At 72.1% G+C, this 20,728-nt stretch carries 20 protein-coding genes; 4 read left to right on the top strand and 16 right to left on the bottom strand.

Going from position 1 to position 20,728, the window contains the following annotated elements; all coding sequences use genetic code 11:
- Positions 1-14: 14 nt before the first annotated feature.
- Positions 15-1,298, bottom strand: coding sequence for an adenylosuccinate synthase (locus ACQEV8_RS24055; protein ID WP_432963642.1), 1,284 nt, complete (start codon positions 1,296-1,298; stop codon positions 15-17).
- 185 nt (positions 1,299-1,483) lie between these two features.
- On the opposite strand from ACQEV8_RS24055, the gene ACQEV8_RS24050 reads away from it, so the two are divergent.
- Complete coding sequence (locus ACQEV8_RS24050) at positions 1,484-2,362, top strand: diacylglycerol kinase family protein (RefSeq protein WP_432963639.1); 879 nt, start codon at positions 1,484-1,486, stop codon at positions 2,360-2,362.
- A gap of 1 nt (position 2,363) precedes the next feature.
- Here ACQEV8_RS24050 and ACQEV8_RS24045 read toward each other — a convergent pair whose 3' ends face one another.
- Positions 2,364-2,963: a Uma2 family endonuclease gene (locus ACQEV8_RS24045; RefSeq protein WP_432963636.1), complete on the bottom strand. Its 600-nt coding sequence runs from the start codon at positions 2,961-2,963 to the stop codon at positions 2,364-2,366.
- A 53-nt stretch (positions 2,964-3,016) separates the two neighbouring features.
- On the bottom strand, positions 3,017-3,514 hold the full coding sequence (locus ACQEV8_RS24040) for a GbsR/MarR family transcriptional regulator (protein WP_432963633.1): 498 nt from the start codon (positions 3,512-3,514) through the stop codon (positions 3,017-3,019).
- Between the two features lie 73 nt (positions 3,515-3,587).
- On the opposite strand from ACQEV8_RS24040, the gene ACQEV8_RS24035 reads away from it, so the two are divergent.
- From ACQEV8_RS24035 to ACQEV8_RS24025, 3 genes are read left to right on the top strand one after another with little or no spacing between them, the layout of a single operon-like run.
- On the top strand, positions 3,588-4,493 hold the full coding sequence (locus ACQEV8_RS24035; protein WP_432963630.1) for an ABC transporter ATP-binding protein: 906 nt from the start codon (positions 3,588-3,590) through the stop codon (positions 4,491-4,493).
- On the top strand, positions 4,490-6,088 hold the full coding sequence (locus ACQEV8_RS24030; protein ID WP_432963627.1) for an ABC transporter permease: 1,599 nt from the start codon (positions 4,490-4,492) through the stop codon (positions 6,086-6,088). The genes ACQEV8_RS24035 and ACQEV8_RS24030 overlap by 4 nt, the downstream gene beginning before the upstream one ends.
- Positions 6,089-6,137: 49 nt before the next feature.
- Positions 6,138-6,362: a hypothetical protein gene (locus ACQEV8_RS24025; protein ID WP_432963624.1), complete on the top strand. Its 225-nt coding sequence runs from the start codon at positions 6,138-6,140 to the stop codon at positions 6,360-6,362.
- Here ACQEV8_RS24025 and ACQEV8_RS24020 read toward each other — a convergent pair.
- From ACQEV8_RS24020 to fbaA, 13 genes are all read right to left on the bottom strand, one after another.
- Positions 6,346-7,563 (bottom strand): cytochrome P450, encoded by a 1,218-nt coding sequence (locus ACQEV8_RS24020; protein WP_432963621.1) that lies wholly within the window; start codon positions 7,561-7,563, stop codon positions 6,346-6,348. The two genes, ACQEV8_RS24025 and ACQEV8_RS24020, sit on opposite strands and share 17 nt — an antisense overlap.
- 69 nt (positions 7,564-7,632) lie before the next feature.
- On the bottom strand, positions 7,633-8,298 hold the full coding sequence (locus ACQEV8_RS24015) for a response regulator (protein WP_432963618.1): 666 nt from the start codon (positions 8,296-8,298) through the stop codon (positions 7,633-7,635).
- Positions 8,295-9,647, bottom strand: a complete 1,353-nt coding sequence (locus tag ACQEV8_RS24010; RefSeq protein WP_432963615.1) for a sensor histidine kinase — start codon at positions 9,645-9,647, stop codon at positions 8,295-8,297. Before ACQEV8_RS24010 ends, ACQEV8_RS24015 begins: the two co-directional genes overlap by 4 nt.
- 109 nt (positions 9,648-9,756) lie before the next feature.
- Positions 9,757-10,440 (bottom strand): response regulator, encoded by a 684-nt coding sequence (locus tag ACQEV8_RS24005; protein ID WP_432963612.1) that lies wholly within the window; start codon positions 10,438-10,440, stop codon positions 9,757-9,759.
- Positions 10,437-11,837 (bottom strand): sensor histidine kinase, encoded by a 1,401-nt coding sequence (locus tag ACQEV8_RS24000; protein ID WP_432963609.1) that lies wholly within the window; start codon positions 11,835-11,837, stop codon positions 10,437-10,439. Before ACQEV8_RS24000 ends, ACQEV8_RS24005 begins: the two co-directional genes overlap by 4 nt.
- Positions 11,830-13,059, bottom strand: a complete 1,230-nt coding sequence (locus ACQEV8_RS23995; RefSeq protein ID WP_432963606.1) for an acyltransferase family protein — start codon at positions 13,057-13,059, stop codon at positions 11,830-11,832. The genes ACQEV8_RS24000 and ACQEV8_RS23995 overlap by 8 nt, the downstream gene beginning before the upstream one ends.
- A complete protein-coding gene (locus ACQEV8_RS23990; protein ID WP_432963604.1) occupies positions 13,052-14,077 on the bottom strand; it encodes an alpha/beta hydrolase in 1,026 nt (341 codons plus the stop codon). Before ACQEV8_RS23990 ends, ACQEV8_RS23995 begins: the two co-directional genes overlap by 8 nt.
- A 164-nt stretch (positions 14,078-14,241) precedes the next feature.
- The gene (locus ACQEV8_RS23985; protein ID WP_432963601.1) at positions 14,242-15,108 is read right to left on the bottom strand and encodes an alpha/beta hydrolase; all 867 of its coding nucleotides are present in this window, start codon (positions 15,106-15,108) and stop codon (positions 14,242-14,244) included.
- A 229-nt stretch (positions 15,109-15,337) separates the two neighbouring features.
- Complete coding sequence (kynU, locus tag ACQEV8_RS23980) at positions 15,338-16,567, bottom strand: kynureninase (RefSeq protein WP_432963598.1); 1,230 nt, start codon at positions 16,565-16,567, stop codon at positions 15,338-15,340.
- Positions 16,560-17,390, bottom strand: a complete 831-nt coding sequence (locus tag ACQEV8_RS23975) for a tryptophan 2,3-dioxygenase family protein (protein ID WP_432963595.1) — start codon at positions 17,388-17,390, stop codon at positions 16,560-16,562. Before ACQEV8_RS23975 ends, kynU begins: the two co-directional genes overlap by 8 nt.
- A gap of 154 nt (positions 17,391-17,544) precedes the next feature.
- Positions 17,545-17,958 (bottom strand): DUF3151 domain-containing protein, encoded by a 414-nt coding sequence (locus ACQEV8_RS23970; protein WP_382593790.1) that lies wholly within the window; start codon positions 17,956-17,958, stop codon positions 17,545-17,547.
- Between the two features lie 61 nt (positions 17,959-18,019).
- Positions 18,020-19,486: an MFS transporter gene (locus ACQEV8_RS23965; protein WP_432963591.1), complete on the bottom strand. Its 1,467-nt coding sequence runs from the start codon at positions 19,484-19,486 to the stop codon at positions 18,020-18,022.
- Positions 19,487-19,565: 79 nt separating this feature from the next.
- Complete coding sequence (gene fbaA / locus ACQEV8_RS23960; RefSeq protein ID WP_432963588.1) at positions 19,566-20,588, bottom strand: class II fructose-bisphosphate aldolase; 1,023 nt, start codon at positions 20,586-20,588, stop codon at positions 19,566-19,568.
- Positions 20,589-20,728 lie beyond the last annotated feature (140 nt).

The raw sequence follows: 20,728 nt of genomic DNA, 5'->3' as shown, positions 1-20,728 counted from the left end.
GGGTCGAGGTCGGGCTACAGGAACGAGTTGATCTCGATCGTCTCGTCCCGGCCCGGGCCCACGCCGATCGCGGAGATCGGGGCGCCCGACATCTCCTCCAGCGCCTTGACGTACGCCTGGGCGTTCTTCGGCAGGTCGGAGAAGGACTTGGCCTTGCTGATGTCCTCGCTCCAGCCCGGCAGCATCTCGTAGACCGGCTTCGCGTGGTGGAAGTCGGTCTGGGAGTACGGGAGCTCCTCGACGCGCCTGCCGTCGATCTCGTACGCCACGCAGACCGGGATCTGCTCCCAGCCGGTGAGGACGTCGAGCTTGGTAAGGAAGAAGTCGGTCAGGCCGTTGACGCGGGTGGCGTACCGGGCGATGACGGCGTCGAACCAGCCGCAGCGCCGGTCACGACCCGTCGTCACACCCCGCTCGCCGCCGATGCGGCGCAGTGCCTCGCCGTCCTCGTCGAAGAGCTCCGTCGGGAACGGACCCGCGCCGACGCGGGTCGTGTAGGCCTTGAGGATGCCGATGACCCGGCTGATCTTCGTCGGGCCCACGCCGGCGCCGGTGCAGGCGCCGCCCGCGGTCGGGTTCGAGGAGGTGACGAAGGGGTACGTGCCGTGATCGATGTCGAGGAGCGTGCCCTGGCCGCCCTCGAAGAGGACCACCTTGTCCTCCTCCAGGGCCTGGTTGAGGACCAGGACGGTGTCGGAGACGTACGGCCGGAGCTTGTCGGCGTAGGTCAGCAGCTCCTCGACCACCTGGTCGACGGCGATCGCGCGCCGGTTGTAGAGCTTGGTGAGGACCTGGTTCTTGATGTCGAGGGCCGCCTCGACCTTCTGCGTCAGGATCGACTCGTCGTAGAGGTCCTGCACACGGATACCGACACGGTTGATCTTGTCCGCGTAGGTCGGGCCGATGCCGCGCCCGGTCGTGCCGATCTTGCGCTTTCCGAGGAAGCGCTCCGTCACCTTGTCGACGGTGACGTTGTACGGCGTGATGATGTGCGCGTTGCCGCTGAGGAGGAGCTTGGAGGTGTCGACACCACGCTCGTTCAGACCGCTCAGCTCGGAGAGCAGGACCGACGGGTCGACGACGACACCGTTACCGATGACCGGCGTGCAGCCGGGAGACAGGATTCCGGAAGGGAGGAGGTGCAGTGCGTACTTCTGGTCACCCACGACCACCGTGTGGCCGGCGTTGTTGCCGCCCTGGTAGCGCACTACATAGTCCACGGATCCACCGAGCAGGTCGGTGGCCTTTCCCTTGCCTTCGTCACCCCACTGAGCACCGAGCAGCACAAGTGCGGGCACGCGCGTACACCCCTTCCGGGCGGGGCATGTCCATGGTCGAGGGCGAACGCGGCGGTGTACCACCGCGTGCACCGCGACCGCCGTTGGCCGCCAACCGTCGGACCGGATGCCCCGGAATAGACGAAGCCCCTGGCGCAATAGCGCAAGGGGCTCTTGCACAAAGATGCTACCCGAGGAAGCGAGGCATGGCCGAGGTGGCGACTTCTCCGACGTCCGAGCAGCTGCTGGTGGTCATAGACCCGGTCGCCCGCCGGACGGACAACGAGTCCGTACTGATCGCGAAAGACGTGCTCAGCGGGGGTGCCGGCACGAAGGTGTGCCTGCCGGAGGGGCCGGAGGAGTTCGCCCGGGCGCTCGCCCGGCGAGGCTCGCGGCGCCCCGTGGTGGTGGGCGACGACCGGGCCCTGATCCGCGCGGTGTCGCTGCTGCACCGGCATCGGGAGCTGACGGGGTGCACGCTGTCGGTGGTACCGGTCGGTGGTGTGCAGTCCCTCGCACGCTCGCTGGGGGTGCCGACGGGGACGGTGGCCGCGGCGCGGGCGGTGCTCGACGGGGTCGAGCGGCGGATGGACCTGATGGTCGACGACAGCGACGGGGTGGTGCTCGGCGCGTTGCGCATACCGCCGCTCTCGCCCTTCCCGGCGGCCGAGGGCCCGGAGACCGAGGATCCTGAGGACGCCACGGGCCGCCCGTGGCTGCGGACCTGCCAGTCCCTGGTACGGACCCTGGTGCCGGCCGGCCGCCCGTCCCGGCTCACCACCGGGCCGGAGCCCGGGCCGTCCCGGCTGCGGGTCGAGGTGGACGGGGAGACCCTCGTCGACCTGAACCAGCCGGTGGAGGCGGTGTCGGTGTCCCCCACGGCCTCCGGGACGGCCTCGGTGGAGGTCCGCCCCGTGTCCGTGGGCGCCGAGGCCTCTCCCCTGCTCGCCCAGGGCCGCACGGTGACCGTCTCGGGAGCGCACTTCCGCTACCGGGCGGACACGGTGGTGTCGGGGCCGGTGCGGACCCGGACGTGGAGGGTGCAGGAGGGGGCTTGGGGGCTGACGGTGCCGGCGGTGTCGTGAGTCAGCTCTCGGGAGTCTGGAAGCCGGCGGTGTCGAGGGTGCAGCCGAACGGGTCCGGGATGTCGAGCTTCTCACCGAAGGGCTTGGAGAGCCGGAGCTCGTATCCCTTCGCCGACGGGGACCCGTAGACGATGGCCTGCTGCTCCTGCATGTCGAGGACCAGGTAGACGGGGACACCGGCCCTGCCGTAGACCTCGGCCTTGTCGGTGAGGTCGTCGGTCCGGGTGGAGGGGGAGGTCAGCTCGGCGACGAAGGACAGGCTCTCGCCGTCCAACTGGTTGCTCTCCGTCTCGAAGACGCGCTCATGGGCCGCATGGATGTCCGGCCCGAAGGCCCGCTCGCGCCCTGGAAAGACATACAGGAACGGCGAACGCTCGATCACATGCCGCTCGGGCAGATGCGGCTCCAGTTGGCTGCACACCTGACGCATGACGCGCCAGTAGTACCCCTTCGACCACGGCGACACGACGATGCTCCCCCTGACGATCTCGGCCTTGAAGCCGTCGGGCACGTTCAGCTCGTCGAGAAGGTCAAGAAGTTCCTCGAAGTCGCTGCGGGGCCTGGTGCCGCTCATCACCGGTCGCTCTGCCATGAGTGTCATGATGCGCCCTCCCCTTCGACACGGACCAGACGCCACTCAGTGTAGTCGGATGGTCACTCCGGCCCGAACGTCTTCTCCCGGTGCACCCGCCAGCGCTCCATCATCGACTCGACCTCGCCTTGCAGGAACTCGAAGAACGCGAGCGTCTCGGAGAGGCGGCGGCCGGCCGGGGTGGTGGCGCCGAGGCTGGTGACGCCCTCACGCAGAGCCTCTTCCCAGCGCTTGAGGACGGCCTCGCGGTTGGTCAGGGCCTCGTACCACTGGTCGCCGCGCACCCGGTAGCGCTCCCGGCGCGAACCGGGCTCCCGTTCGCGGGAGACCATGTGCGTCTGGGCGAGGTAGCGCACCGCCCCGGACACCGCCGCGGGGCTGATGCGCAGCTGGTCGCCCAGTTCGGCGGAGGTCAGCGAACCCTCGTCGGAGGCGAGCAGCGCGGCGAAGACCCGGGCGGGCATCCGCGGCATGCCGGCCTCGACGAGCTGCGCCGCGAAGGACTCCACGAACCTCGACACGGCCTCCGCGTCCCGCGTGTCCCCGGCTGATTCCGTCATGGGTTCACCCTATCCGTGATTCATACGGTTCCTTAACTTCACAAATTTCTGAAGGAAGCGTACGTTCTGAAACATGACGAAGGCCATCACCGTCTCCGGACTGCACAAGTCCTTCGGGCGGACGCACGCTCTCGACGGGCTCGATCTGGAGGTCGCCTCCGGCGAGGTCCACGGCTTCCTCGGCCCCAACGGCGCCGGAAAGTCCACCACCATCCGCGTCCTGCTCGGCCTGCTGCGCGCAGACTCGGGCGCCGCGCAGGTGCTCGGCCGCGACCCGTGGACGGACGCGGTCGAGGCGCACCGCCGGATCGCCTACGTCCCCGGCGACGTGACCCTGTGGCGCAACCTCTCCGGCGGCGAGGTCATCGACCTCTACGGCCGGCTGCGCGGAGGGCTCGACGCCCGGCGCCGGGCGGAACTGATCGAGCGCTTCGAGCTCGACCCCACCAAGAAGGGCCGTACGTACTCCAAGGGCAACCGGCAGAAGGTCGCCCTGGTCGCCGCGTTCGCCTCGGACGTCGACCTGCTGATCCTGGACGAGCCGACCTCGGGCCTGGACCCGCTGATGGAGGAGGTCTTCCAGCGGTGCGTCGCCGAGGAGCGCGACCGGGGCCGCACGATCCTGCTCTCCTCCCACATCCTCAGCGAGGTGGAGGAGCTGTGCGACCGGGTGAGCATCATCCGCAAGGGCCGTACGGTCGAGAGCGGGTCGCTCGCCGAGCTGCGGCATCTGACCCGCACCAGCGTCCTCGCCGAACTCGCGGGCCCGCCCAACGGGCTCGCGGAGCTGCCCGGCGTCCACGACCTCGACGTGCGGGGGCACCACGTCCGGCTCCAGGTCGACACCGACCGGCTGGACGGCGTACTGCGGTCGCTGAGCGAGTCGGGGGTGCGGTCGCTGACGTCGACGCCGCCGACGCTGGAGGAGCTCTTCCTGCGGCACTACCAGAACGAGGCGGACGAGGCGGCGGCCCGATGACGGCCTTCGCGGTGCGGCCCGGCACCTCACGCCAACTGGCCGGGACGGGCACGCTGCTGCGGTTCGCGTTGCGCCGCGACCGGCTGATGATCCCGGTGTGGATCGGGGTGAACGCCCTGATGGTCCTCTCCATGCCGAACACGCTGGAGGGCCTGTACGGCACGGCGGCCGAACGCGCCGACCTGATCCGGCAGATGGCCACCAACTCCTCGCTGCGCGCGATGATCGGCCCGGTCTTCGACGACTCGCTCGGCGCCCTGACGGCCTGGCGGGTCGGCGTCTACGCGGGCGCCCTGGCCGCCGTGACGAGCCTGCTGGTCGTCGTACGGCACACCCGGGACGAGGAGGAGAGCGGCCGTCAGGAGCTGGTGGCGTCCGGGATGGTGGGCCGCCGGGCCTCCCTGACGTCGGCCCTGCTGGCGGCGGCGGTCGCGAACGCCGCACTGGCGCTGCTGGTGACGGCCGGACTGGCCGGGCAGGGTGTGGCGGGTGCGCTGGCCCTGGGCCTCGGGATCGCCGGAGCCGGGATGGTCTTCGCCACCATGGCGGCGATCGTCGCCCAGCTGACGGAGAGCGCGCGGCTGGCCCGAGGGCTGACGGCGGCGGTGCTGGGCGCCGCGTTCCTGCTGCGCGCGGCGGGCGACTCGGCCACGGATGACGGCTCATCGATCCTGACGTGGGTGTCGCCGCTCGGGTGGCTGGAGAACCTGCGGCCGTACGCGGACGAACGCTGGTGGGTGCTGGCGCTGCTCGCCGGGGCGGTCCTGCTCCAGGGCGCGGTGGCCTACGCCCTGGCCGGCCGCCGGGACATCGGCATGAGCTTCCTGCCCACCCGGCCAGGTCCCGCGACCGGCCGCCTGGGCAGCGCGGGCGCACTGGCCTGGCGGTTGCAGCGGGGCGGTGTGCTCGGCTGGAGCATCGGTTTCCTCCTCGCCGGGGTCGTCTACGGCGGCATGACCGAGGGCGCGGCCGACCTGGTCGGCGACAACGCCGGGGCCCGGCGGATCTTCGAGCGGATGGGCGGGCACTCCGGACTGACGGACGCGTTCCTGGCATCGATGGTCGGCATGCTCGGCCTGGTCGCGGCCCTGTACATCGTGGCGTCGGTGCTGCGTCTGCACGGCGAGGAGACGTCGGGCCGCGCGGAACCGGTCCTGGCGAACGCGGTCGGGCGGCTGCGGTGGGCCGCCGGGCATCTGGTGATCGCCTTCGGCGGTGCGGCACTCCTGATGCTGCTGGCCGGCCTGGGCTTCGCCCTCGGCTACGGCAGGGAGACCGGCCCGGTCATCGGCGCCTGCCTCGTGCAACTCCCGGCGATCTGGGTGATCGGCGGCCTCACGGTCCTGCTGATCGGCGTACTGCCCCGGGCGGCCGCGGCGGCCTGGGGCATCGCGGGAGCGGTGCTGCTGATCGGCTGGGTCGGACCGGCGCTGGACGTACCGCAGGCGGTGCTGGACCTGTCTCCCTTCGGCCATCTGCCCAAGTTGCCCGGCGGGGAGATGGAGTGGGGGCCGGTGCTGGTCCTGCTGGGGCTGGCGGTGGTGCTGGTGGGCACCGGCCTGGCCGGCCTGCGGCGCCGGGACATGACGACCTGAGCAGTGGCGGCGGGAACTGCGAAGCGGCCCGCGTACGTCCATGCCGGGCATGGGACAACGTACGCAGGCCGCGGCAGGATGTCTGACCGCGGCGGTCGGCGCGGGCGCGGGACTCGCGGTGTGGGCCGTCGGCGTCCGGGAGCGCCTCTGGCGGTTCGAGGCGGCCCCGGACTGGAGCGTGCTCTACGCCGAACTGCCGCTGGCGGTCCTCGGCGGCATCGCCGCCGCCCTGGCGGCCTGGGCCCTGCTCCGGCGTCTCAGACCGCGACGCTGAGCCCTTCCAGACCCCGGATCACGAAGTTCGGCTTGCGATCGGGCTCGGCGGCCAGTCGCAGGGTCGGGGCCTTCTCCAGCAACGCCCCCATCGATGCCGCCAGTTCGAGGCGGGCCAGGGGTGCGCCGATGCAGTAGTGGATGCCCGCGCTGAAGGAGATGTGGGGGTTGTCCTTGCGGGTCAGGTCGAGGCGGGCCGGGTCGGAGAAGACCCCGGGGTCGTGGTTGGCGGAGCCGAAGAGGAGGGCGATCTCCGCGCCGCGTGGGATCGTCGTGCCGGCGAGTTCGATGTCGTCCAGGACCCAGCGTTCGAAGAGCTGCAGCGGGGTGTCGTAGCGCATCAGTTCCTCGACGGCGGTGGGGACGAGGCTGTGGTCGGCGCGCAGGGCCGCCAGCTGGGGCTCGTTGCGGAACAGGGCGTACCAGCCGTTGACCGTGGAGTTCACCGTGGCCTCGTGGCCGGCGTTCAGCAGGAGGACCGCCGTCGAGATCATCTCCTGCTCGGTGAGGCGGTCGCCCTCGTCGTGTGCCTCGATGAGGCCCGAGATGAGGTCGTCGCCCGGTTCCTTGCGGCGGGCCGCGATCAGTTCGCGCAGGTAGCCGGAGAACTCGATGGAGGCCCGGACCGCCTTCGCCGCCGTCTCCTCGGACGGGTTCAGTTCGTACATCCCGCAGATGTCCGCCGACCAGGGGCGCAGTGGGGCCCGGTCGGACTCCGGGATGCCGAGCATCTCGGCGATCACCGCGACGGGGAGGGGTTCCGCCACGTCCTTGAGCAGATCCCCGCCGCCGGCCGCCACCAGCGCCGACGTCAGGTCGTCGGCCAGGGCCCGCACATACGGCTTCAGCCGCTCCACCGTGCGCGGTGTGAACGCCTTCGACACCAGGCGCCGGATCCGGGTGTGGTCCGGCGGCTCCAGGTCGAGCATCCCGTGGTCGTTGAGCGTGTGGAACGGCTCGTGCTCCCCCGGCGGCGGGGTGCGGCCGAACTCCTCGTGCGTGAAACGGTGCTGGTACGTCCGGCCGAGGCGCCGGTCGCGCAGCAGGGCCGAGACATCCGCGTGGTGCGGGACGAGCCACTGGTTCGTGGGCTCGTAGTAGTGCACGCGGCCCCTGGCCCGCAGCTCGGCATAGGCGGGGTACGGGTCGGCGAGGAAGGCCGGGTCCCACGGGTCGAACGCGAAGTCGAAAGCAGCTGCCATGGACGGACGCTAGCCCGGATCCCCGTCTCCGACCAGGGGTGTTCCGACCCGAACGGCCCCTGCCCCCGGCTAGCCGGGCGTCACCAGCCGCGCCTCGTACGCGAACACCGCCGCCTGGGTGCGGTCCCTGAGGCCCAGCTTCACCAGGATCCGGCTGACATGCGTCTTGATCGTCGACTCGGCTACCACCAGCCGCTCGGCGATCTCCGCGTTCGACAGCCCCTGCGCGATCAGGACCAGCACCTCCGTCTCCCGATCGGTGAGGTCCCCGTACGCCGCCTGCGCGGAGGGCATGAGGCGCGGGGTCTCGGAGAGCTTGGAGAACTCGGTGATCAGGCGCCTGGTCACCGAGGGGGCCAGGAGGGCCTCCCCGGCGGCCACGATGCGCACCCCGTCGGCGAGCTGCCGGGCCGAGGCGTCCTTGAGGAGGAAGCCCGAGGCTCCCGCACGCAGCGCCTGGTACACGTACTCGTCGAGGTCGAAGGTGGTGAGCACCAGCACCTTCGCCTCGCTGTCGGCGGCGACGATCTCGCGGGTCGCCTCGATGCCGTTCAGCTCGGGCATGCGGATGTCCATCAGCACGACGTCCGGGGCGAGCTCGCGGACCTTCGCGACGGCCTCCCGGCCGTTCACCGCCTCGCCGACGACCTCGATCTCCGGCATCGCGTTCAGCAGGACCGAGAAGCCCTCGCGCACCATCATCTGGTCGTCCGCGATCAGTACGCGAATGGTCATGCGTCACCCTCGTCCGGCAGTGCGTCCGGCAGTGCGACCGGCAGGAACACCGCCACCTCGTAGCCTTCGTCGTCCGTGCGGCCCGCCGTCATCTCGCCGCCCAGCATCGACACCCGCTCCCGCATGCCGGTGATGCCGTGTCCGGCGCCGGGCGAGGGCTTGATCAGGCTGGGGTTCGGCGGCGGGCCGTTGACTATGCGCAGCCCCAGCCCGCCGAGCACATAGCCGATCTCGACGCGGGCGGTCGCGCCCGGTGCGTGCCGCAGGGTGTTGCTCAGCGCCTCCTGCACGATGCGGTACGCCGACAGCTCCACGCCCTGGGGGAGTTCGCGCACCGCCCCCGTCACCGCCTTGTCCACGGCCAGCCCGGCGTCCCGCACATTGGCCAGCAGCCCGTCCAGGTCGGCGAGCGTGGGCTGCGGGGCGTCCGGGGCCTCGTAGTCCTCGGCGCGGACGACGCCCAGGACGCGGCGCAGTTCGGTCAGGGCCGCCACCGCGTTCTCCCGGATCGTGGCGAAGGCCTTCTCCAGCTCCGGCGGCGGGTTCTCCACCCGGTAGGGCGCGGCCTCCGCCTGGATGGCGACCACCGACATGTGGTGGGCGACGACGTCGTGCAGCTCGCGGGCGATCGTCGTGCGCTCCTCCAGCAGGGTGCGGCGGGACCGCTCGTGCGCGGTGACCGTCTGCTGGGCGGTGACCTCCTGCACGGCGTCCCGGCGGATGTGCCGGACGGTGACGCAGAGCAGGACCAGCGCCGAGATGATCATCATGGCGCCGGAGTTGCTGCCGTACATGTAGGTCGGGCCGATGCCGCTGTCCGCGACGAGGGCGTACAGCGCCGTCAGCGCCCACATCCACCCGGCCGTGCGCGGCCTGGTGCGCATCGCCACCACCGTCAGCACGGTCAGATGGCTGACGAAGCTGCCGGCCGCCCACGGCCATTCGAACCAGCGGCTGCCGACCACGGCCACGACCGGGGTGGAGACCATGGAGGCCCAGAAGGCCCCCACCGGCCGCACCATGGTCAGCAGCACCGGAACCGCGCAGAACAGCCCCATCAGCGCGGCGGGTCCGCCGGAGTCGACGGTGGCGAAGGCCACGGAGATCAGGGCCGCCGCGACGATCAGGGCGTGCGGGGCCCAGGCCGCGTACTCCCGCAGGCGGCCTGGCAGCCGCCGGGCGAACCGCCCGTCCGTGCGCCGGCCGGGCAGCGGCCGGTAGGCGAAGGCGTCATGGATGAGGTCCTGCCGCAGCCCGCGCAGGGAGTCCACCGCCACCCGGTACTCCGGGCTGCGCGGCTCGGCCCCGGCCCCCGGTGGCGTGCTCTGGATGTGAGTCGTCTCGGTCACGTACAGAAAGGTAGGCCTCCCCCCGGGTCCCGGTCGTCCCCAGTGAGAGGGGTTCCTCAGCCTCCCTCTCAGGTACTACGGGGGCGGCGGACCCCAGGGGCGGTGGCTCTCAGTACCCCGACGGCCGCACCAGCCCCGACTCGTACGCGAACACCGCCGCCTGCGTCCGGTCCCTGAGCCCCAGCTTCACCAGGATCCGGCCCACATGGGTCTTCACCGTCTGCTCGGCGACGAACAGGTGCCGGGCGATCTCCCCGTTCGACAGGCCCTGCGCGATCAGGGCGAGCACCTCCGTCTCCCGCTCGGTCAGATCGCCGACCCGTTCCTTGAGCGGGGAGCGGGGCCGGTCGTCCAGCCGGGAGAACTCGGCGATCAGCTTGCGCGTGATGACCGGGGCGAGCAGGGCCTCCCCGGCCGCCACCACCCGGACCGCCTCGGCGAGCTGCTCCGACGAGGCGTCCTTCAGCAGGAACCCGGAAGCCCCGGCGCGCAGCGCGTCGTACACGTACTCGTCGAGATCGAAGGTGGTGAGCACCAGCACCTTGATGTCCGGGTGCGCGGCCGTGATCAGCTCGGTGGCCTCGATACCGCCGACCCCGGGCATGCGGATGTCCATCAGGACGACGTCCGGGGCGGTCTCGGCGGCCTTCGCGACGGCTTCCGCCCCCTCCTTCGCCTCGCCGACGACCTCTATGTCGGGCTGGACGCCGAGCAGCACGGTGAAGCCCTGCCGGACCATCGCCTGGTCGTCGACGATGAGGACCCGGATGGGATGGCCTGTGCCGCTCGTCATGGGGTTCCTGCCTCGGGGTCGGGGTCGGGAAAGTGGTAGGTGATCTGGTCGGTGCCCGGCGTCGGGTCGGCGGGCGGGGTCTCCGGGAGGAACGCGGTGACCTTGAAGCCGTCCCAGTGCCACGGGTGCGCCGTCATGGTGCCGCCGAGCATGGCGACCCGCTCCCGCATGCCGAGCAGTCCGTGCCCCGCTCCCGTCGAGGGCGACGCGGGCCCGGTCGGCCGGGAGTTGACTATCTCCACCTCCAGACCGTCCGGCTGGTACGTGAGACGGACCTTGGCGCTCGCGCCGGGCGCGTGCCGCAGGACGTTGCTCAGGGCCTCCTGCACGATCCGGTACGCCGACAGCTCCACGCCGGGCGGCAGTGGGCGCCGCTCGCCGATGATCTCGACGGTGACCTCGCGGCCGGCGGCCCGGGTGTTCTCCACCAGCGCGTCGAGCCGGTCGAGGGTGGGCTGCGGGGCGTGGTCGGCGGTGTCGCCGCCCGGGCCGACGAGGCTCTTCCCCGGCCCGGGGTGCTCCGAGCGCAGCACGCCCAGCACCCGGCGCAGCTCGGTCAGCGCCTCCACCGCGTTCTGCCGGATGCCCGCGAGGTTCTCCTTGAGCTCGTCGGACGGGTCCTCGACGAGGTGCGGGGCGACCTGCGCCTGGATGGAGATGACCGACATGTGGTGGGCCACCACGTCGTGCAGCTCCCGCGCGATACGGCTGCGCTCCTCCAGCAGGGTGCGCCGGGTGCGCTCCTCGGCGGTGAGCGTGGTCTGCTCGACGAGTTCCGCGCGGGCCTCGCGGCGGCCGCGCAGGGCGGTGCCGACGAGCACGACGATGGCGGACAGCGGGACCGCGATCAGGCTGGTGGCGTCGTAGCGCACACCGGCCGACCACCAGCCCTGGAGGACGTAGGTGAGCACCACCGTCACGGCCAGCGCTCCCACCGCCGCGCGGGTGCGCACGCGCAGCGCGAGCAGCAGCAGCACGAACAGGTGGGAGATGATCCCGGCCGCCGTCCAGGGCCAGGTGTAGGTGTCGTCGTCGGAGCCCAGCCGGCCGTGCAGCGCGGCGGCGCCCAGCACCCAGCTCACCGTGGACAGCCACCACCCCGGGACCGGCCGCCACATCCCGAGGATCATGGCGCCGGCCTGCCCGCACGCGACCAGGAATGCCGCTCCGGGGTTCAGGTGGCCGTTGTCCACCATGTCGCCCATGGCTCCGACCAGGACGCCGAACCCGGCCAGGCACACCAGCCCGTGCGGCAGCCAGCGCAGCCAGGTGGAGGGCGGCAGCGGGTCGACCCGGGCCGTCCACAGGTCCTCGCGCAGCGCCCGCAGCCAGCCCCTGACGCGCGCTCGCAGCGCGCGGCCCACCCCCGTGTCCGTCACGCGGCCCAGCCTAGACATGGCGGGCCTTCGCCGCTGTCCGCCGGCCGGCCGGCCGGTGCGCCCGCACCACCCGCGGCCGACGGCCCGGGTCGCCACCCCGTTCGAAGGAACGGAACGCGGCGCAGCAGATCGCCAGGGCCAGGACGAACACGGGAAGCCACAGGAGCCGGGCCCCCACCCAGTCGAGCCCGTCGGGCCGCGTGTGCAGGCCGGGGAGCCGGCCCGCGAGGAGGCCGGTGGCCGTCGTGGCCATCAGGGCCGTCTGGTGCCACAGGAAGACGGTCATCGCCGACAGGTTGACGAACGCCACCGCCGCCCAGGCCACGGGCCGGCGCATCGCGCGGCGCAGCCGCTCGCGCAGCAGCAGGGCGAGACCGCACTGGGCCAGCCCGAAGGTGACGACGGCCAGCGTCGGCGGGTCCAGGTTGGACATGCCCTCGCCCGGGACGCCGACCATCGACGCCGGGTAGCCGGCGAAGGCGACGAGCACGGCGGTCGCCACCGCACCACAGCCGAGCAGTACCCAGCCCGCGCGCCGGCCCTCCAGCTCGCCCCGGGTCCAGGCCGCGCCCAGGGTGTAGGGCACCATCCAGCCCGCCGCCACATTCACCCAGCCCAGCCAGGCGGGGCCGCCCAGGCCGAACCGCACAAGGTCCACATGCAGTACGACGGCCAGCGGCCACAGCGGGTTCAGCCGGGTCAGCAACGGAGTCGCCGCCGTCAGCACGGCGAACACCACGAGGAACCACAGCGGGGACAGGGCCAGCTTCACGAGCGTGCGGACCGTCCCGAACTCGGCGCCGGACAGCAACAGCGCGAGCGCGGCGACCGTCCACAGGCCGAGGACGGCCGCGACCGGCTTGAACAACCGCGTCAGACGGCCCGTCAGCCAGCGGTGGTACGGGACGCCCCGGGCCCGGGCCGAGGCGTACCCGCGCGTGGCGACATGGCCGCCGACCAGGAAGAACACGGCGAGTGTCTGGAACAGCCAGGAGACGGGCGTCAGCCAGGGCATGTCCCTGAGCGGACTCGCCGTGCGCAGGGCGCGGCCGTCGGAGACCAGGGCGGTGACCAGCCAGTGGCCGAGGACGACACCGAGCACCGCGGCGGCGCGCAGGGCGTCCACGGCCCGGTCCCGGCCGGCCGGGGTGGCCCTGCCGACGCGGTCGGCGCCACGGAGCACCGCATGCCGGACACCTCGTACGCCGATGCCGGTCGTCCGTACGCCGACGTCAGTCATGGGTCACCGCCTTGGTCTCGCCCAGGACGATCCGGGTCAGGTTGGTCAGGGAGTCCGTGCCGGGCCTGAAGTAGTCGCTGTGGCCGCCGTCGCCGGCCTCGAAGACCCGGGCGCCGAAGGCCGGGGAGACGGGGTCGGTGCCGAAGCCGACGGTGGTGCCGAACAGGTCCGTGCTGACATGCGGGACGTTCGCCACCCAGTCGTCGCCGCCGCGGGCCGCCCAGACGCGGGCGCGGGTACGCAGGCCGGCGGCGGAGTCCGCGCCGGTGCCGGGGCTGCCGACGAGCGCGACGTCCTCGACGGCGAGCCCGGCGGCGGCCCGCCCGCAGACGACCGAGCCGTACGAGTGGCACAGCAGCGAGATACGCGCCCCGTCGCCCGCGATGGCGCGCAGGCCGGAGACCAGGGCGCGCAGCCGCGGGGCCGCCTGCTCCGCCCTGCCGGTCGTGGTGACCGTCGTGCTGACCGTGCCCGGCGTCTCGTAGCCCAGCCAGGCCACCACCGCGGTGCGCGTGCCCGCCGGGGCCTGCCGGACGAGCTGCCCGTGCAGCGCGGCGGCGGCCGCGTGGAAACGGCCGTAGGTGTCGAGGCTCGTGTCGGAGCCGGGGACCAGGACGGCTATCCGGTCGGCCCGGGCGAGGTCGCCCAGGACTTCCGTGACCTGCCCGGAGCCGCGGCCGTCGAAGGCGAGGAGGTGCCGGGCCGGGGCGGCCAGGGAACGGTCGGTCGCGGCACGGGCCCGGTCGTGACGGCCCGCGGCCATGCGGGACGCTTCGGCTGCGTTGGCACGGTTGGCCGCGTACGCCTCGTCCAGCGTCGACGCGCTGAGCGGAGCGAGAGTGGCGGGTGCGGGCGCGGGGATCTCCGGCCGCACCGCCCCGGAAAGAGGGAGAACCACCGCCCCCGTGACGAGAGCGGCGAGCGCGCCACGACGCCATCTGCCGCTGCGGCGCCGCGCACCAGGTCCGTCGCCGTCGCCCCGGCCCCCGCTACGGCGGTACCTCGATGCGGACCCCATGGTCGTCCCCCTCCAGCGCACCCGGCCATCGGGTCTGCACGGAAGGGAAGTTACGGAGCGGGACTCGTCGTCCGCGTCCCACCGGGGAACTCACCTGCGGAGTAGCTCTCAGGTACTACGGGTATGCCCGGGGACCCACCCAAGGGTCCCCCGGGGAAGGCCTCTCACCAGGCCAGTTGCTCGATCTCCTGAGCCACCACGGCACACGCGTCCGCCGCGGGGTCGATGAGCGGGAAGTGCCCGACGTCCTCCAGCAGCGTCACCCCCACCATCTCCCCGGCCTTCGCCGCCGCCTCCGCGTACGACTCGGCGACCATCTGCGGCACATCGAGGTCCGCGCGCCCCTGGACGAGGGTGGTGGCGATGCCGGTCGGCAGCAGCAGCGCCGGGTCCGCGTACGGCTGCCGCTCGGCGAAGTGCTCGTCCCCGCCCAGGAGTTGGCGTACGGCACCCCCGCACACGTCAAGTTTGTCGGCGACCGCGAAGTCCGCGATCGGCGCGAGGGCGACCACACCCCGCAGCGCCGCCGAACCGCCACTGCGCCAGGGCGAGCCGGGCGGCAGGACGTGCCGGGCAGCGCCCCACAGCGCGAGGTGCCCGCCCGCCGAGTGGCCGGTGAGGACCGTCCGGCGCGGGTCGGCCTGCGGCAGCAGATCCCGTACCAGCGCCGGAAGGGCGTCCAGCGCGGCGGCCACGTCGTCGAAGGTGTCGGGCCAGCGGCCCGCGAGGGAGTCGTCGTCGCCACCGCACCGGTACTCGGCACTGGCCACGGCCATTCCGCGACGGGCGAGGAAGTCCGCGAACGGGCTGATGTGACGCCGGTCGTACGGCGCCCGCCAGGCACCGCCGTGCAGCACGAGGACGACCGGGGCGGGCCCGCCCGGCCCGGCCTCCGCGCGCGGGGCGTAGAAGTCGATCACCTGGTCGGGGTGGTCGCCGTAGGCGGCGGTGGCGTCGGGACCGACGGGCTCGTGGGAGAACACCGACTTCTCCTCGGCAGCGGCCCGTGCTGCTGCGACGTCGTCCGTCATGCTCCAACCTTCCAGCGAAACGAGCGAGAACCTACGGGCGGACCAGGTCAGAAGTCGGCCGTTGGCCGGGACGGTACCAGGCAGGTGACATGCGCGGACACGTGGATGTCACGCTGGGTGAAGATCGGACGGTTCAGCCGTTTCCTTGCGTCTGAGGCGAGTTGATGACGAACGGCGGGTCGGGAACGGACGGCCCCCGCATCGGCAGGGTCCGTCCGTCACGGGCGACTCACGTGAGGGACAGCGTCTCCGCCAGCACCCGCGCCGCCCGCTCCACGTCGGCGAAGCCCACGTACAGCGGCGTGAACCCGAAGCGCAGCACGTCCGGCGCCCGGAAGTCGCCGACCACTCCCCGCTCGATCAGCCGTTTCATCACCTCTCCGGCGATGGGGGCACCTCCCTGCTCGAACGAAGTTGAGAGCTTGGGGGAGCAGCGCAGGGCGATCTGGCTGCCCCGCTCCGCGTGCGCCACCGGCGTCAGGCACTCGGCCCTGCCCTCGGGCACATACTCCGCCACGCACTGGAGGAAGAAGTCCGTCAGCGCGAGGGACTTGGCCCGCACCGCCTCGACCGGCACCCCGTCCCACACCTCCAGGGCCGCCTCAAGAGCGAGCATGGAGAGGATGTCCGGCGTACCGACCCGGCCACGCGGCGCACCGGAGGCCGGTTCATAGGCAGGACGCATGCCGAACGGCTCGGCGTGGGAGTTCCAGCCGGGCAGCGGGGAGTCGAAGCGGTCCTGCAGCTCCCGGCGTACGTACAGGTACGCCGGTGACCCCGGGCCGCCGTTCAGGTACTTGTAGGTACAGCCGACGGCCAGGTCCACCCCGTGCTCGTCGAGCCCGACCGGCAGGGCGCCCGCGCTGTGGCACAGGTCCCAGACGGCGAGCGCGCCCGCCTCGTGCACGGCGGCCGTCAGCGCCGGCAGGTCGTGCAGCCGGCCGGTGCGGTAGTCGACGTGGTTGAGAAGGACGGCGGCGGTACGGCCGGACAGCGCGCCCGGCACCTGAGCCGGTGTCACCGGCCGCAGGATGCGGCCGGTCATCCGCGCAGCCGACTCCGCGATGTACCCGTCGGTCGGGAAGGTCGTCGCGTCGACGAGGATCTCGTCGCGGTCCTCCCCGGCGAGGCGCACCGCCCCCACAAGTGCCTTGAACACATTGACACTTGTCGAGTCGCCCACCACGACCTGCCCGGGCGCCGCCCCGACCAGCGGGGCGATCCGGTCACCGATCCGCTCGGGCGCCGTCCACCAGCCGCTCTCCTCCCAGGACCGGATGCGCAGCTCGCCCCACTGACGGCGTACGACGTCCTCGACCCGTCCGGGCACTACGGCCGGCAGCGCGCCGAGCGAGTTGCCGTCGAGGTAGACGACCTCGTCGAGGACGAATCCGTCGCGCTTGCCGCGCAGTTCGTCGGCGGCGTCCAGCTTCTCGGCCCTCATCGCCAGTTCAGACATAGGACCGCGCCGTCCACAGCTCGGGGAAGACGTTCTTCTGCGCCCGCTTCTCCAGCCAGGCCACCCCGGCGGAGCCGCCCGTGCCGGTCTTGGAGCCCATCGCGCGGCGGGTGGCGACCAGGTGGTCGTTGCGCCAGCGCCACACCAGCTCGGCGACATCGCTCAGCGCCTCACCCAGCCGGGCGAGGCCGTCGCTCTCGTCACCCGAGTAGACGGCCGTCCAGGCCGCCTCCACCTCCGGCGCCGGCTCGTAGCGCTTCGCCACGTCCCGCCCCAGCACGGCCTCCGGGATGTCGTAACCGCGCCGCGCGAGCAGCCGTACGACCTCGTCGTAGAGGCTCGGCTCGTGCAGCGCCTTCTCCAGCTCGGCGTGCACACGCGCCGCGCCCCGGTGCGGGACGAGCATCGACGCGGACTTCTCGCCGAGCAGGAACTCCATCCGCCGGTACATCGCCGACTGGAAGCCGGAACCCTCGCCGAGGGCGCTGCGGTACGAGTTGAACTGGGCGGGCGTGAGCTGGGCGAGCGGCTTCCAGGAGGCGTTGAGGGCCTCCAGCTCGCGCACGGACCGCTTCAGCGCGGCGGTCGCGGTCGGAATGTCGTCGCCGCGCAGCGCCCGGGCCGCCGTCTCCCACTCGTGGACGATGACGGTGAACCACAGCTCCATCACCTGGGTCGTCACCAGGAAGACCATCTCTCCCGGATCGTCCGAGAGGGTGTGCTGGAGGTGGGTGAGCACGTCCGCCTTGACGTAGTCCTCGTACGGCGTCGTGCCTTGGAAATCGAGATGCGGGGTCTCGGGCTCGTGAGCCTCAAGGGACATCGCTGTCTCCTGCGTATTACTCCGGGTAGCGGTCCGCCCCTGCCGAATCCGACACGGGGGCCCCGGTCCCCACGGGCATACTCCGCAATAGTCCCCCGAAACCGCAAGGCCCGCCCGCCGACCGGACGGGCCTCGCGTACCCGCACCGCTGTCGTCAGCCCAGGACCTGCGCCGCCGTCGGCGAGGAGTCCTTGAGGAACTGGGAGCAGCGCTCGTACTCCTCCTGCTCGCCGATCGTCTGCGCTGCGCGGGCGAGGGCGTGCAGGGCGCGCAGGAAGCCGCGGTTCGGCTCGTGCTCCCACGGCACCGGGCCGTGGCCCTTCCAGCCGCTGCGGCGCAGGGCGTCCAGGCCGCGGTGGTAGCCCGTGCGGGCGTACGCGTACGACTCGACGGCCGCGCCCCGCTCGAACGCCTCGTCGGCGAGCTGGGCCCAGGCGAGCGAGGAGGTGGGGTGCGCGGCGGCGACGTCGACGGGTGCCGTACCCGAAGCGAGCATCTCCCGTGGCCCGGGGTCGTCGGGGAGGTGGGTCGGGGGCGGGCCCCCGAGAAGGTTCTCGTGAATGGACATGCCTCAAGTCTGAGGCATCCCGCTGCGCCGCGGGCATCCGTGTCTCCCCCGGTGCTCGCCGCTACCCCAGCCGCTTGCGCACCGGCTCCCCCTCCAGCGGTGGGGACGTCACGCCGCCGTACGTCCGGCACTCCGGCCGCCTGCAGTCCGGTGGCGGTCTGCGGACCACCGCCGCCGCGAGCACCGCCCCGACGACCAGCGCCCCCGCGCACCACCCCATCGCCCGCCCGAACGCCGCGTCGAAGGCGCTCGGCTCCCGGTACGCCTCCTCCCCCATTCCGGCCAGCAGCGGCAGCGCCGCCACCGCCATCAGGCCCGCCGCCCGGGCCGCCGCGTTGTTGATCCCGCTGGCCAGCCCGGCCCGGACCACGCTCACCGAGCCCAGCACCGTCGCCGTCAGGGGTGCCACCAGCGTGACCAGGCCCAGCCCGAGCACCACCAGAGCGGGCAGCACATCGGTCAGGTACGACGCCCCCGGCCCGACCCGCAGCATCAGCAGCATCCCGGCCGCGCACAGCAGCGGCCCCACCGTCAGCGGGATCCGCGGCCCGATCCGGTCGGCCAGCTCGCCCGACCGCGCCGACAGCAGCAGCATCAGCACGGTCGTGGGCAGCAGCGCCGTACCGGCCGCGAGGGCCGAGTAGCCGACGACGACCTGGAGCTGGAGCGCGGCGAGGAAGAAGAAGCCCCCGAGGGCGGCGTACACGCACAGCGTGACCAGGTTGACGGCCGTGAACTGCCGGGACGCGAAGATGTCAGGCGGCATCATCGGGTCGGGCCGGCGCCGTTCGACGACGACGAACGCGACGGCCGCGATCAGCCCGGCACCCGCCGAGACCGCCACCACCCAGCCGCCCTCACCGGCCTCGATCAGCGCATACGTCACCAGCGCGAGCGCCAGCGCCCCCAGCGCGGCCCCGAGCACGTCGAACCGCCCGTGGGCCCTCGGGTCCCGCGATTCGGGCACGTGCCGCAGGGCCACCGGCACGCACACCAGCGCCAGCGGCACGTTCAGCAGGAACACCCACCGCCAGCCCGGCCCGTCCACCAGCCAGCCGCCGACGAACGGCCCGACCGCCGCCCCGACCCCGCCGAAGCCGGACCACAGGCCCACGGCCCGCCCCCGGTCGTCGGGATGGAAGGACGCCTGGATCAGCGCCAGCGACCCGGGCGTGAGCAGCGCACCGCCCACCCCCTGCAACGCCCGCGCGGCGATCAGCGTCCCCGCGTCCGGCGCGATCCCGCACAGCAGGGACGCCACCGCGAACCACACCACACCGACGACGAACACCTTCCGCCGCCCGAACCGGTCCCCCAGCGCCCCGCCCAGCAGGATCAGCCCGGCCAGCGTGACCATGTAGGCGTTGACGGTCCACTGCAGGGCCGACAGGTTCGCGTCGAGGTCACGGCCGATGCGCGGCAGCGCGACATTGACGACGGTCGAGTCCAGCAGGGCCATGCTGGAACCGAGGACGGTGGTGAGCAGGATCCATCGGCCCTGCGGGGAGGCCAGCCGGACATCGGGCATGCAGGGAGCATACGGAAGAGCCCGGCACCACAGGAGGTGCCGGGCTCGAACCGCAGGAAAGCCGCGGAAGAACGGGGCCTTACTTGATCTTGGTGCCGGTGGAGCGGAGGTTGCCGCAGGCCTCGAGGACGCGCTTGGCCATGGACGCCTCGGCCAGCTTGCCCCAGGTGCGCGGGTCGTAGGTCTTCTTGTTGCCGACCTCGCCGTCGACCTTCAGGACACCGTCGTAGTTGCGGAACATGTGGTCCGCGACCGGGCGGGTGAAGGCGTACTGGGTGTCCGTGTCGAGGTTCATCTTCACGACGCCGTTGTCCAGCGCGGTGGCGATCTCCTCGGCGGTGGAGCCGGAGCCGCCGTGGAAGACGAAGTCGAACGGGGACTGCTTGCCGAACTTGGCGGCGACGCCCTCGTTCAGCTCCTTCAGCAGCTCGGGACGGAGGACGACGTTGCCCGGCTTGTACACGCCGTGCACGTTGCCGAAGGACGCGGCCAGCAGGTAGCGGCCCTTCTCGCCCAGGCCCAGGGCCTCGACCGTGCGGATCGCGTCGTCGACCGTGGTGTACAGGGAGTCGTTGATCTCGTGCGAGACGCCGTCCTCCTCGCCACCGGTCGGGGTGATCTCCACCTCGAGGATGATCTTGGCGGCGCGGGCGAGCTCCAGCAGCTCCTGCGCGATGGACAGGTTGTCGGCCAGGGTCTCGGCGGAGCCGTCCCACATGTGGGACTGGAACAGCGGGTTCAGACCGGCCTCGACGCGCTTCTGGGAGAGCGCCAGCAGCGGACGTACGTACCCGTCGAGCTTGTCCTTCGGGCAGTGGTCCGTGTGCAGCGCGATGTTCACCGGGTACTTCTCGGCGACGATGTGCGCGAACTCGGCCAGGGCGACCGAACCGGTCACCATGTCCTTGTTGAACTGACCGCCCAGGAACTCGGCACCACCCGTGGAGATCTGGACGATGCCGTCGCTCTCCGCCTCAGCGAAACCGCGCAGGGCCGCGTGCAGGGTCTGGGTGGAGGTCACGTTGATGGCCGGGTAGGCGAACTTTCCTGCCTTCGCCCGGTCCAGCATCTCGTTGTAGACCTCGGGAGTTGCGATGGGCATGCGTCCGCTCCTTGTATCTGCGGGTTGGGGTACTGCGCTCTTTACGGCCCTGACCTAGACCTTGGGATGCGACGTCATCGTCGGCCCCATCTTTCCAGACTTGGCCGGAAGGTCCAGGCCACCGTCCACGCCCTGGTCGG

It is taken from the genome of Streptomyces sp. CA-179760 (assembly GCF_050937045.1).
Classification (GTDB): Bacteria; Actinomycetota; Actinomycetes; order Streptomycetales; family Streptomycetaceae; genus Streptomyces.
The sequence above is the reverse complement of the archived record's forward strand: the minus strand, read 5'-3'. Positions and strand labels throughout refer to the sequence as shown.

Bases quoted from the DNA above. Each gene is read 5' to 3' on its own strand.
- kynU (WP_432963598.1), bottom strand. From the start codon at position 16,567: ATGTCTGAACTGGCGATGAGGGCCGAGAAGCTGGACGCCGCCGACGAA.
- ACQEV8_RS23990 (WP_432963604.1), bottom strand. From the start codon at position 14,077: ATGGGGTCCGCATCGAGGTACCGCCGTAGCGGGGGCCGGGGCGACGGC.
- ACQEV8_RS24030 (WP_432963627.1), top strand. From the start codon at position 4,490: ATGACGGCCTTCGCGGTGCGGCCCGGCACCTCACGCCAACTGGCCGGG.
- ACQEV8_RS24045 (WP_432963636.1), bottom strand. From the start codon at position 2,963: ATGACACTCATGGCAGAGCGACCGGTGATGAGCGGCACCAGGCCCCGC.
- ACQEV8_RS24005 (WP_432963612.1), bottom strand. From the start codon at position 10,440: ATGACGAGCGGCACAGGCCATCCCATCCGGGTCCTCATCGTCGACGAC.
- ACQEV8_RS24000 (WP_432963609.1), bottom strand. From the start codon at position 11,837: ATGTCTAGGCTGGGCCGCGTGACGGACACGGGGGTGGGCCGCGCGCTG.
- fbaA (WP_432963588.1), bottom strand. From the start codon at position 20,588: ATGCCCATCGCAACTCCCGAGGTCTACAACGAGATGCTGGACCGGGCG.
- ACQEV8_RS23970 (WP_382593790.1), bottom strand. From the start codon at position 17,958: ATGTCCATTCACGAGAACCTTCTCGGGGGCCCGCCCCCGACCCACCTC.
- ACQEV8_RS24020 (WP_432963621.1), bottom strand. From the start codon at position 7,563: ATGGCAGCTGCTTTCGACTTCGCGTTCGACCCGTGGGACCCGGCCTTC.
- ACQEV8_RS24035 (WP_432963630.1), top strand. From the start codon at position 3,588: ATGACGAAGGCCATCACCGTCTCCGGACTGCACAAGTCCTTCGGGCGG.
- ACQEV8_RS24040 (WP_432963633.1), bottom strand. From the start codon at position 3,514: ATGACGGAATCAGCCGGGGACACGCGGGACGCGGAGGCCGTGTCGAGG.
- ACQEV8_RS23995 (WP_432963606.1), bottom strand. From the start codon at position 13,059: ATGACTGACGTCGGCGTACGGACGACCGGCATCGGCGTACGAGGTGTC.
- ACQEV8_RS23975 (WP_432963595.1), bottom strand. From the start codon at position 17,390: ATGTCCCTTGAGGCTCACGAGCCCGAGACCCCGCATCTCGATTTCCAA.
- ACQEV8_RS24050 (WP_432963639.1), top strand. From the start codon at position 1,484: ATGGCCGAGGTGGCGACTTCTCCGACGTCCGAGCAGCTGCTGGTGGTC.
- ACQEV8_RS23965 (WP_432963591.1), bottom strand. From the start codon at position 19,486: ATGCCCGATGTCCGGCTGGCCTCCCCGCAGGGCCGATGGATCCTGCTC.
- ACQEV8_RS24015 (WP_432963618.1), bottom strand. From the start codon at position 8,298: ATGACCATTCGCGTACTGATCGCGGACGACCAGATGATGGTGCGCGAG.
- ACQEV8_RS23985 (WP_432963601.1), bottom strand. From the start codon at position 15,108: ATGACGGACGACGTCGCAGCAGCACGGGCCGCTGCCGAGGAGAAGTCG.
- ACQEV8_RS24025 (WP_432963624.1), top strand. From the start codon at position 6,138: ATGGGACAACGTACGCAGGCCGCGGCAGGATGTCTGACCGCGGCGGTC.